This window comes from Bacillus cereus group sp. MYBK14-1, assembly GCF_051916885.1.
GTDB classification, from domain to species: Bacteria; Bacillota; Bacilli; order Bacillales; family Bacillaceae_G; genus Bacillus_A; species Bacillus_A cereus.
In genome coordinates, this window is record NZ_JBQAHM010000007.1 from 244,468 (window position 1) to 256,505 (window position 12,038).

Sequence of the window (12,038 nt, forward strand, 5' to 3'; positions counted from 1 at the left end):
TCTAACCTGAGTGCAGGTTAGAGTTTTTCTATATTAAGGGGTATCTAAATGAATGAAAAATGGACAATTATAGATGCATTGCGCCATTCAAGACATGATTGGCTCAATCGTATGCAGATGGTGAAAGGAAACCTTTCCCTTGGAAAAGTGGAAGAAATTCATAGTCTCATCGATCGTTTTGTCCAAGAAGCGAGACAAGAATCCAATCTGATGGGGCTATCAATGCCTTTATTTTCAGAGTGGATTTTAACATATAATTGGAAACAGCAGCCGTGCTTATTGGAGTACGAAGTATTAGGGAAATTACATAACTTATCTCACTTAGATGAGACTGTATGTACATGGACGAATCAATTTTTCTCGATGCTTCAGCATAGTTTAGACGTATATGTTGAAAATTATGTTTGTATCACAATTGAATGTGACGCGGATAATGCTCGTTTCTTTTTTGATTTTCGTGGTAAGCTAACGAGTGTAGAAGAACTACAGAATTGGCTTGCGACCCAAAACAATAAATGGTATTCCATTTCTTATACAGTGCGAGACGAAGAAGTCTCAGTTATATTACAACCAATTGAAAAAAGTGTGGTGAAATAATGTTTGTAGATCAGGTCAAGATATATGTAAAAGGCGGCGACGGTGGTAATGGTATGGTTGCGTATCGTCGTGAGAAGTATGTACCAAAAGGTGGCCCAGCAGGTGGCGACGGAGGTAAAGGTGCAGATGTTGTTTTCGTAGTTGAGGAAGGCTTACGTACATTAATGGACTTCCGCTACCAACGTCATTTCAAAGCTGATCGCGGTCAGCACGGAATGAGTAAAGGTCAGCACGGACGTAAATCTGAAGATTTACTTGTAAAGGTTCCGCCAGGAACAGTAGTAAAAGATGAAAAAACTGGTCAAATTCTTGCCGATTTAGTAACGCATGGACAAACTGCTGTAATTGCAAAAGGTGGCCGTGGTGGCCGTGGTAACTCACGTTTCGCAACAGCTACGAACCCAGCGCCAGAAATCGCTGAGAACGGGGAACCAGGTCAAGAGCGTGATGTTATTCTAGAACTTAAAGTACTAGCAGACGTTGGACTTGTTGGATTCCCAAGTGTAGGTAAATCTACATTATTATCTGTTGTATCATCAGCGCGTCCGAAAATTGCAGAGTATCACTTCACAACAATCGTTCCGAATCTTGGTGTTGTTGAAACTGGTGATAACCGCAGCTTCGTTATGGCTGACCTTCCAGGACTAATTGAAGGCGCACATGCTGGCGTCGGACTTGGACACCAATTCTTACGTCATATTGAGCGTACACGTGTAATCGTGCATGTTATTGATATGTCTGGTTTAGAAGGCCGTGATCCATATGAAGATTACGTAACGATTAATAATGAATTGAAAGAATACAATCTTCGCTTAACTGAGCGTCCGCAAGTTGTTGTTGCAAACAAAATGGATATGCCAGATGCAGAAGAAAACTTACAAGCATTTAAAGAGAAAGTGGGAGACGAAGTAAAAATCTTCCCAATCTCAGCTGTAACAAGACAAGGTGTTCGTGACTTACTGTTTGAAGTAGCGAACTTAATAGAAACAACACCAGAATTCCCAATACATGAAGTTGCGGATGAGTCTGATACAAGTGTAATGTACAAATTTGATACTGAAGGTGTTAAATTTGAAATTACACGTGAAAGTAATGGCACGTTTGTTATCTCTGGTTACGATATCGAGAAAACATTCAAGATGACAGACTTCTCACGTGATGAATCTGTACGTCGTTTCGCTCGTCAAATGCGCGGAATGGGTATTGATGAAGCGCTTCGTGCACGTGGTGCAAAAGACGGAGATATTGTAAAAATTCTTGAATATGAATTTGAATTTATCGATTAAGACTGCCGAAATACGGCAGTCTTTTTTTATATCGTAAAAATCGGATTTATATAGGAAAAAATCCCCACTAATTAAATTTTCAATTTATAATAAAAAGGGAGTGGTTTTTAGAAGAATTTTTTATGGGGAGAAAACGAACATGTATAAAATATTAATTGTAGAAGATGATGAGAAAATCGCGGGAATATTAGAAGAGCATTTAGAAAGATATGGCTATCAATCATTTAGAGCAAGTGATTTACGTCAAATAAAAGATGAGTTTGTAAAAGTGAATCCTCATCTCGTGTTACTTGATATTAATTTACCGTACTTTGACGGTTTTTATTGGTGTCGTCAAATTCGTACTGTATCGAATGCGCCAATTATTTTTGTTTCTGCAAGAACAGGAGAAATGGACCAAGTAATGGCGATTGAAAATGGCGGCGATGATTATATTACGAAGCCATTCCATTTAGATATCGTAATGGCAAAGGTGAAGAGTGCGCTTCGCCGTGGTTATGGAGAGTATGCTTCTGCTGCTGAGAGTGATTGTTTAGGTGTAAATGGACTGTTGTTATTCCCGTCTCAGCATATTGTTGAGTGGCAAGGACAACAAACTGAACTGACAAAAAATGAGTTTTACTTATTAGAGTGTTTAATGAAACAGGTGAATCAATATGTAACGCGCGAAGAACTGTTAGAAGCTCTATGGGATGAAGTAGCATTTGTGGATGATAATACATTAACCGTAAATGTAAAACGTGTAAGGAAGAAACTAGAGGAGTTAGGCATTAAAAATGCAATTGTAACGAAACGTGGATATGGTTATGCGCTTCTTACGGAGTGGGGCGAAGGGCATGAAGGTTAAAATTTACCTCATGGACCGCTTTTCTTTAATTCTTTCTTATATTGTTAGCCTTTGTTTATTTGGGCTCGTTTTACAGTTGCAAAGTCTTTTAGAAAAGCGATCCATTGATTGGAGTACATGGTTATATGGACTTTTATTAGGAACAGTTGTGTTTACTGTATACCTCATTTACGATTACCGAAAACGGAGTGTGTTTTTAAAGAGGATCGAAAAGTATGTTACTGGTGGAAATACATTACATGACTCTTTACTTATTGATGAATCTTATACATCAGAGCAAGAAATGGTCGTTGAATCTTTTACGTTATTAAGACAGCAATATATGAATGAAGTTCATAAACAGCATGCGAAAGAGCAACAGCAAATGATATTTATGAACCAATGGATTCACCAAATGAAAACACCAGTATCTGTTATTGAATTATTGCTGCAAAAGTTTGGCAAAGAGCATCGTGAGGCAAGAGCAACAGTTGAAAGTATTCGTGAAGAAAATAACCGTATACTAAATGGTTTAGATTTAGCGTTACATATGGCAAGACTAGAGCAGTTTGCGAAAGATTATAAGGTAGAAGTAGTAAATGTTATAGATGTCGTGCGAGGTATTATTAATGAAAATCGGAAATCCTTCATTCAATCGTCTGTATTTCCGAAAGTGATGTTTGAAGAAGATACTTGTATGGTTGCCTCTGATAGAAAATGGCTAAGTATTGCTATAGGTCAAATTGTTGTAAACGCAATTAAGTATACAAAAATTTCAGCGGCAGAGAAAAAAGAAATTCAATTTCAAATTGAAGAGAAAGACCAAAAGGTGTTATTACATATTAAGGACAATGGAATCGGTATTCCAGAGCAAGATGTAAAGCGTATATTTGATCCATTCTTTACGGGGGTAAATGGCCGTAAAACGAGAGAAGCGACTGGAATGGGTTTATATATTACGAAGGAAATTTGCGATAATTTACATCATGGAATGTATGTTCAATCGGCTGAAGGAGAAGGGACAACATTCACGTTCCAATTTGCAAAAGATGAAGAATATCATACATTGATGAGAAAAATGACAAAACTGTAAGATAACAAAACGTTTTGTAAGGGAAATCACTCGTTTCTTTTTCTTATTTTTCTTATAGTAAATGTAAGAAGAAAACACGTAGGGGGATTAGAAATGAGTGTTCTTGAAGTAAAAGGATTAACGAAGGTGTACCAATCAAAAGGTTCAGTAGCGACGACTGCTTTAAACGATATAAATTTTAAAATAGAAGAAGGCGAATTTGTAGGGATTATGGGTCCTTCAGGAAGCGGGAAAACGACGCTTTTAAATTTATTAGCAACAATTGATAAGCAAACTTCAGGTCATGTGCTTGTAAATGGTGAAGAAATTAATCAAATGCGTGCTGCAAAATTAGCGGAGTTTCGCCGTACACATTTAGGGTTCATCTTTCAAGATTTTAATTTACTTGATACGCTATCGATTAAAGAAAATATTATTTTACCTCTTGTAATGGCGAAGAAATCTGTAAATGAAATCGATGCGAAAGTACTGGAAATTGCGAAGTTTTTAAACATCGAAGAAATTTTAAATAAAAAAGTATACGAAGTATCTGGGGGACAACAACAACGTGCAGCAGCAGCGAGAGCAATCATTCATGAACCGACGTTAATTTTAGCAGATGAGCCAACTGGAAACTTAGACTCGAAGTCAGCGAAATCGCTAATGGGCGCTCTGCAAGATTTACACGAGCAAAAGAAAGTAACGATTGCAATGGTTACGCACGATCCAGTAGCGGCTAGTTATTGTGAACGTATCCTTTTCATACGCGATGGGGAATTTTTCTCGGAAATACATAAAGGAAGAACGAAACAAGCCTTTTTCCAAGAAATTCTGGACGTACTTGCGATGCTAGGAGGAGAATATCATGAACTTTCGCCAGCTCGCGCTTAATAACGTAAAAGGAAATTGGCGTAACTATAAAGCGTTTCTTATAAGTAGTTGTTTATCGATTGTCGTATTTTTCATGTATGCTTCTTTTATTTATCATCCAGATGTCGTAAGCGGTAATATTAGTATGAGAAAGATGATCACAAAAGGATTAGAATCGATGAATTATATTGTGGTCATCTTCTCGGCACTCTTTATTTTATATGCAAATTCAACGTTTTTACGAGCAAGAAAAAAAGAGTTTGGTCTACTAACATTAATAGGCGGAACGAAATCGCAGCTCGGCCGAATGATTATATTAGAGCAACTGATGTTAGGTAGTATTGCAATTGTAATTGGTATTGGGGTTGGAATGCTTTGTTCAAAATTATTTTTCCAAGCGTTAAGCGTATTATTGAAAATAGATAAGACACTTCCACTTGTTTGGAATAGTAAAGCAGTTCTTATTACAGCTGGCGTATACTTTATCCTATTTTTAATCCTATCATTGTTTAGCGTTTGGACGGTAGGACGCTTGCAAATTATTGACTTATTAAGAGAAGCTAGAAAGCAAAAAGTAGAGCCGTTTGCATTTACATGGTTATGTGTAGTTGGTATAGGATGTATTATTGTTGCATATGTACTTAGCTTCCAAGTAACGTTTCTGAATTTCCTCATCCTCTTTTTACCGGTGGTAGGACTGACAATTGGCGGAACGTATTTATTATTTACACAAGGTAGTACAGTTGTATTAAAAGCATTACAAAAAAGAAAGCAATCTTTCTATACGTATCCAAATATGTTTGTTCTTAGCAATCTTATTTATAAAATGAAAGATAATGCTCGTTTTCTATTTGTAATTTCTATTATTACGGCGGTAGTATCTTCAGCAGTAGGTACACTGTACGTATATTTTGAAAATATGAGTGCGAAAACGGTAGAACTTACACCACATGCTATTTCATATGAGGAAAAGGGGTTAAATACGCATAATCTTATTAATGAAGAAAAGGTACAGGAGCTTGTGAAGAGACACGGGTTTGAAGATGCGCGAAAAGTAACCTACGTTAAACTACCGGCAACACAGAAAATAACGTTGTTTAATAGTGAACATGAAGTACCGATGACGATTATTTCAGAAAAAGAATATAATGCAGAAGTGCGCAAACAAAAGAGAGAGCAACCTACAGAAGTTCATAATGCACCAGGTAGTGCAACGATGGTTATGGTTGATATGTCAAATGAACTGATGAAGATAGATCGTACGAAACCGTATGAATTTACAATTAACGGGCAAAAGCAGTCTGTTCAATTAAATAATCCAACGCAGTATTCTGTTTTTAATGATAGTGAATATCTTATTGTAAATGATCAAGATTTTGAGAAATATGCAAAACTCGTACCAGATGAAGAAAAGACGAAATATTACGGTTATTATATCGAGGATTGGAAAAATACAGAAAATCTTGTATTAGATTTGAAAAATGAAATTGCACCAGAAAAGCAAGGAGAATTGAGAAATTCAGTGTTTGCGTATAAGGATATAAGAGAAGGTGGAGCAATTACAATGTTCATCGGTTTCTTCGTAGCGGTACTGTTCTTCTTCTTCGCTTGTAGTATGACATACTTTAAATGGTTTAACGATAAAGAACAAGATCGTATTCAATTTAAATCGTTAAAGAGAATCGGTATGACAGATAAAGAAATTCGCAAAATTGCGATTCGACAAATGGGAGTTATCTTCTTTATCCCAATTTTAATCGGTTCCATTCATAGTGGAGTTGCTCTTCATACGTTAGGGAAAATGCTTTATATTGATTTATGGAAATCAGGTGCGCTTGTAATTGGAGCATACATTTTAGCTTCTGCCATTTACTTTATGATCGCGCAAAGAGGATATTTAAAACACGTAAAAAGCTAGGGGAACCTCTAGCTTTTTGCCTATGTAGTAAGTTACAGGAGGACGATAGATGAACATTTGGCAACTAGCGCTGCAAAATATAAAAGGAAATTGGCGTAATTATAAAGTGTTTTTCTTAAGTAGTTGTTTTGCAATATTTGCTTCTTACGCATATATGTCTGTCATTGTGCATCCGTATATGCAAGAGACGATGTGGTATCAAAACGTACGTTGGGGACTTATCATATGTAATGTTATAATCATTTCTTTTTTCGTCATATTTATTTTGTACTCTACTTCTATTTTCATAGAAGCACGCAAGAAAGAATTAGGGTTATATATGTTAATGGGAGCAACGAAATCTAACGTAATAGGAATGATTATGACCGAACAAATTTTAATCGGGGTCTTCGCGAATATTTTCGGTATTGTGCTCGGTATGATATTTTTAAAACTCTTTTTTATGGTATTTAGTATGTTACTGGGGCTTCCGAAAGAACTCCCTGTGATATTTGACGTAAGGGCGATTGGTGTAACATTTATTACATATATGGTCGTTTTTATTTTGTTATCTTTTATAAGTGCTTTACGTATATGGAATATAAAAATCATTCGGTTATTGAAAGAATTTCGAACAGATAAAAAAGAGAAGAAAACATCAAAGTGGCTTTGTTTATTCGGTTTTGCTTGTTTAGTGGGCGGGTATGCGTTGGCGCTACAAGTGACGATGACTACGATAGCAATATACTTTTTCCCTGTGTCTATACTTGTCTTTTTTGGAACGTACTTTTCTTTTACACATGGAGCTACCCAAGTGTTAGAAATGATAAAGCGAAATAAAAAGATTATGTATACATATCCGTATTTATTTATAGTGAATCAATTGTCACATCGAATGAAGGAAAATAGTCGCTTTTTCTTTCTGATGTCTATGGCAACGACGTTTGTAGTTACAGCAACAGGTACGGTGTTCTTATATTTTTCTAGCATGCAAGATATGTGGCGAACTGGAGGGGTACACTCGTTTTCGTACATAGAAAAAGGTATTTCTACTCATGAAGTCTTTGAGGAAGGTGCGGTTGAAAAATTACTGCATCACTATGAGTATGATGATTTTCAATATATGAGTTTTGTTGGAGTTTATGCATCCTTTCAGTCTAATAAGGGAGAAACAACAATAGTACCGCTTATAAAAGAAAGTGAATATAACCAAGAAGCAAGGAAACAAAGACAGAAAACGTATCGTCCTAAAAAAGGTACAGTGACACTCGTTTATTATAATAAATACAATAATTCGAATGTATATAATCAAAAAGAGATTCAATTGCAAGTAATGAATCAACCATATCAATTCGTATTTAACGGTCAGAAAGAAGGGGTTCAATTTAACCATCACCCTTCGTACATTAATGGTCTGTTCTTCGTTATGAATGATGAAGATTTTGACAGTATAGCAAATCAGGTTCCTGATTCTGAAAAAATGATATATAGAGGCTACACATTATCAAATATCGAAAAGACGAAGAAATTAAATGAAGATTTACGGAGACATATAAAACAAGATAATAATAATGCATTTCGAAGCAATATGGAGTTGTATGTAAATATGAAAGAAGTCGGCGATATTACTCTATTTGTAGGCTCATTTATTAGTATATTATTCTTTCTCACTTCATGTAGTATCGTGTATTTTAAATGGTTCCATAATATTGCATCGGACCGAAAGCAGTATGGTGCACTCTCTAAACTTGGAATGACGAAGGAAGAAGTATGGAAAATTTCTCGTTGGCAATTATGTATGCTATTTTTTGCGCCAATTATAGTAGGGAGTATGCATAGTGCAGTTGCATTATATACGTTTCATAATACGCTTTTTATGGATGGATCATTAAGAAAAGTAGGTTTGTTCATTCTGTTTTATATCGCAGCATGTATCATTTATTTCTTCTTCGCTCAAAGAGAGTATAAGAAACATTTAGACTAGCGAATGCTAGTCTTTTTTAAATATTCGAAATTTACATAGAAGAATATAAAAAAGTATGGTATAACAGTAAGAAAACGAAAAAGAGGGGAAAAGACGATGATTCGAGTAGGATATTTAGGACCAGAAGCAACATTTACAAATATGGCGGTGAGTCGTTTTTTTCCGGAAGCAGAGCATGTACCGTATCGAACGATTCCAGATTGTATAGATGCAGCTGCAAATGAAAATGTAGACTTCGCAGTTGTACCGTTAGAAAATGCAATAGAAGGTTCAGTGAATATAACGGTTGATTACCTTGTACATGAGCAGCCGCTTTCCATTGTAGGAGAAATTACAGTACCAATTCAGCAGCATTTACTTGTACATCCGCAGTATGCAGAAGTGTGGGAAGAAGTATATGCAGTGCATTCTCATCCGCATGCCATTGCACAGTGCCATAAATTTTTAAATGAAGAATTAAAAGGAGTAACTGTTCGAGATATGACATCTACAAGTGCTGCTGCACAATATGTGAAAGAACATCCTGAAGAGAAAATTGCCGCTATTGCAAATGAAGCGGCTGCAGAAAAATACGGATTAACAATTGTGAGACGTAGTATTCATACGCATAAAAATAATCATACACGTTTCTTAGTACTCCATAAGAAAAAGAAAGCAGTACTCCCGAATAACGGAGAGAACCGCGGAGAGAAAACGACGCTTATGATAACGTTACCTGCAGATTATGCAGGTGCCCTATATCAAGTGTTATCAGCTTTCGCATGGAGAAAATTAAACTTATCAAAAATCGAATCGCGTCCGATGAAAACAGGTCTTGGAAATTACTTTTTCTTAATCGATGTCGATAAAGCATACGATGACGTATTATTGCCAGGCGTAACGATGGAACTTGAAGCACTCGGTTTTTCTGTTACTGTGCTGGGGAGTTATTCTTCTTATTGGTTGTAAGATGTAGATGGAATGTTGGTGTTTGTCTAATCGTCAATATCATTTCATTGCCTAATATATTTTTTAATAGATTAATAAAATCCCACCTGCAGAAGGTGGGATTCTTTATTTTAACTTCGCAAGACGATCTTCTAATTGACCACGCCAAATATCAGCTAGTTCTGGAACAGCAAGAATCTTCTCGATGCCATCTTTATCTTTTCTATTATGAAAATAAATTTCGTTAGAGAATAAAACAGAAACATTGCTTGATGGACGTTCTAGTAATGTAATTTTTGAATCTTTACGTACAGTACCTTCTTGAAGAACGCGGCATAGGTAGCCAGTAAATCCAGTTGCTACAATACGCGGCAGTATGCCAGGGATGCCAAGACGTTTTGAAATTGTGCTACAAGGTACGCGAGCTTGCGTTACTTGAATGATTGCTTCGCCTAGTTGATATGTATCTCCGATGCATACGTCATGCTCTAACATATTTGTTACGGTAATGTTTTCACCAAATGTGGAAGCGGGAAGCGTAGTTTGAAATTCCTCTTCCCATAGTGCGTAATGCTCGTGTGGGTACACACAAACAGCGCGATCAGGTCCGCCGTGATGTTTTAAATCCGCTACGTCATCACCACGAAATCCGTCTTTTGAGAGAAAGGCCTCTTCTGTAGGATCTTTACATATACCTGTTATCATTTCTTTATCTTCGCCATATTTCATTTGTTTCGGTTTGCCAATGCTAAAGTGAACGAGTTCAATTCCCATATTTGATCTCCTTTACGATTGATTACAATATTATAGCATTAAAAAAGCACAGAGAATGATAAAAACTCTGTGCTTTACATTAATAAACGAGAAATCCTGCTTTATCTAACGCCTCACAAGCAGCATCTAATTTTTCTTTAGAATCTGCCTCGATTGTATGTAAGTGAATACCATCTGTTAGTTGTGAAAGATAGGAAGCATTTGTGTTTTCGATTTTTTGTAAATATTGCTCTACATCAAAGCGATTGCTTACCATAATGGAGGCTGTTAAGTCACCGTATACAGGATGCTCAACTTTTACGTCTTTAATCGTAACGCCATGGTCAACAAGCATTGTAAGTTCCTGACGTACTTCTGCTGGTTTATGTTGGCATACGATTACGCGTTCAAAAGTTTGTTGCTTCTCTTGTGGCTTTAAATATAAATAACCTTGAGCAGTCGCAATAATTGGTTCGTTTCGTGCTTTAAGCAAGGAAATATCTTGCACGATAACTTGTCTACTTACGTTCGTCTTTTTCGATAGTTCATTCCCCGATAACGGTTCATTTGCAGCAAGAAGCCACTGGAGGATAAGTTGTCGTCTTTCTTCACCTAAAATCTTTTTTTGTTCATTTTGTTTCATTATGATTTAACACCTCTATAAAATTGATTTCCAATTGTGTGTAGTGCATGAATAGTAGTATCAATTTGATCTTTCGTTGTTTGTTGTCCGAAAGAGAAGCGGACATATTGTTTTGCCTCTTCATACGTTTTTCCAATTGCAAGCATAGTTTTCGAAGGTTCTTGTTTACCGACTTGGCAAGCACTTCCGGTGGAAATGGCGATACCATGGCGATTACATTCTAGCATAGTATATTGACCTTCTATTCCTTTTATTGTAACCCCAACAATATGTGGTAAACAAGAAGTAGAATGACCTTCTACTTCAATTTCTAGCGGAAGTGTTTGTATTTGCTCTAAAAAGTAGGATCGTAACTCTTTAAAACGTAAACTTTCTTCCCATTGAGTTTTTAATATATTTTCAGCAGCTGTTAAAAAAGATGCGATGCCGGGAACGTTCACTGTACCTGGGCGAAATCCTTTTTCGTGAGAAGTTCCTGGAAATACTTGTTCCCAGCGAGTTTGCGGATTTATGTAGCAAGCGCCGACACCTTTTGGTCCGTATATTTTATGTGCTGAAACAGAAAGACTATCAATCCCCATCTCAAAAACATGGATAGGCAGTTTACCAAACGTTTGCACACAATCCGTATGAAATAAAACATTATATTTTTTTAAAAGTGCCCCGATTTCTGTAATGTTTTGAACGGTTCCGATTTCAGAGTTTCCATGCTGTATACTTGCTAGCACAGTATCTTCCGTAATAGCTGCCTCTAAATCTACTAAACAAATGAGTCCATTTTTATCAACAGGAATTTCAGTGATCGTATAGCCTTTTGATTTTAGAGATTGAAAATAACTTCGAATGGATGCATGTTCCATAGGTGTCGTAATAATATGCTTCTTATTTCGGGCATTTAGAAGTGATTGAATCGCAAGATAGTTCGATTCCGATCCACCGCTTGTGAAAAATACTCCTTGTTCTTTGCCTCCAATCATTTCCGCAAATGTTTTTCGGCAAACTTGTAATAAAGAAGAAGCCGTTCCTCCAATATCATGTAAACTTTGTTCATTTCCGAAGTATTGTGAAGCTGCTTTCATATATGTTTGTAACGCTTCCTCGCTCATAGGTGTAGTAGCTGCATAGTCAAGATATATCATCATGTAAGTTCCTCTCTCTAGTAAGAGTTACATTTCTTTTACTT

11 protein-coding genes are annotated in these 12,038 nt (G+C 36.4%); 8 read left to right on the forward strand and 3 right to left on the reverse strand.

Annotated elements, in window-relative coordinates; genetic code table 11:
- The first annotated feature begins 48 nt into the window (after positions 1–48).
- From ACTFR3_RS19585 to pheA, 8 genes are all read left to right on the forward strand, one after another.
- On the forward strand, positions 49–597 hold the full coding sequence (locus tag ACTFR3_RS19585) for a sporulation initiation phosphotransferase B (protein ID WP_001003584.1): 549 nt from the start codon (positions 49–51) through the stop codon (positions 595–597).
- Positions 597–1,883, forward strand: a complete 1,287-nt coding sequence (obgE, locus tag ACTFR3_RS19590; RefSeq protein WP_440044696.1) for a GTPase ObgE — start codon at positions 597–599, stop codon at positions 1,881–1,883. The genes ACTFR3_RS19585 and obgE overlap by 1 nt, the downstream gene beginning before the upstream one ends.
- Before the next feature lie 139 nt (positions 1,884–2,022).
- A complete protein-coding gene (locus ACTFR3_RS19595; RefSeq protein WP_000276723.1) occupies positions 2,023–2,730 on the forward strand; it encodes a response regulator transcription factor in 708 nt (235 codons plus the stop codon).
- Positions 2,720–3,802 carry a HAMP domain-containing histidine kinase gene (locus ACTFR3_RS19600; protein ID WP_000865181.1) on the forward strand — a complete coding sequence of 361 codons (1,083 nt, stop codon included), beginning with the start codon at positions 2,720–2,722 and terminating at the stop codon, positions 3,800–3,802. Before ACTFR3_RS19595 ends, ACTFR3_RS19600 begins: the two co-directional genes overlap by 11 nt.
- Before the next feature lie 93 nt (positions 3,803–3,895).
- Positions 3,896–4,672 (forward strand): ABC transporter ATP-binding protein, encoded by a 777-nt coding sequence (locus ACTFR3_RS19605; protein ID WP_000114527.1) that lies wholly within the window; start codon positions 3,896–3,898, stop codon positions 4,670–4,672.
- On the forward strand, positions 4,647–6,569 hold the full coding sequence (locus tag ACTFR3_RS19610; protein WP_001011413.1) for an ABC transporter permease: 1,923 nt from the start codon (positions 4,647–4,649) through the stop codon (positions 6,567–6,569). Before ACTFR3_RS19605 ends, ACTFR3_RS19610 begins: the two co-directional genes overlap by 26 nt.
- Before the next feature lie 49 nt (positions 6,570–6,618).
- On the forward strand, positions 6,619–8,532 hold the full coding sequence (locus tag ACTFR3_RS19615; RefSeq protein ID WP_001028679.1) for an ABC transporter permease: 1,914 nt from the start codon (positions 6,619–6,621) through the stop codon (positions 8,530–8,532).
- 96 nt (positions 8,533–8,628) lie between these two features.
- Complete coding sequence (gene pheA / locus ACTFR3_RS19620) at positions 8,629–9,480, forward strand: prephenate dehydratase (protein WP_000621705.1); 852 nt, start codon at positions 8,629–8,631, stop codon at positions 9,478–9,480.
- A gap of 105 nt (positions 9,481–9,585) precedes the next feature.
- Here the strand turns inward: pheA and ACTFR3_RS19625 are convergent, their stop codons facing one another.
- From ACTFR3_RS19625 to ACTFR3_RS19635, 3 genes are all read right to left on the reverse strand, one after another.
- Entirely contained in the window at positions 9,586–10,233 is a 648-nt protein-coding gene (locus tag ACTFR3_RS19625; RefSeq protein ID WP_000510666.1) for an MOSC domain-containing protein, read from the reverse strand.
- A gap of 79 nt (positions 10,234–10,312) precedes the next feature.
- On the reverse strand, positions 10,313–10,855 hold the full coding sequence (locus ACTFR3_RS19630) for a transcription repressor NadR (RefSeq protein WP_000812275.1): 543 nt from the start codon (positions 10,853–10,855) through the stop codon (positions 10,313–10,315).
- Positions 10,855–11,997, reverse strand: a complete 1,143-nt coding sequence (locus tag ACTFR3_RS19635) for an IscS subfamily cysteine desulfurase (protein ID WP_000973777.1) — start codon at positions 11,995–11,997, stop codon at positions 10,855–10,857. Before ACTFR3_RS19635 ends, ACTFR3_RS19630 begins: the two co-directional genes overlap by 1 nt.
- Positions 11,998–12,038 lie beyond the last annotated feature (41 nt).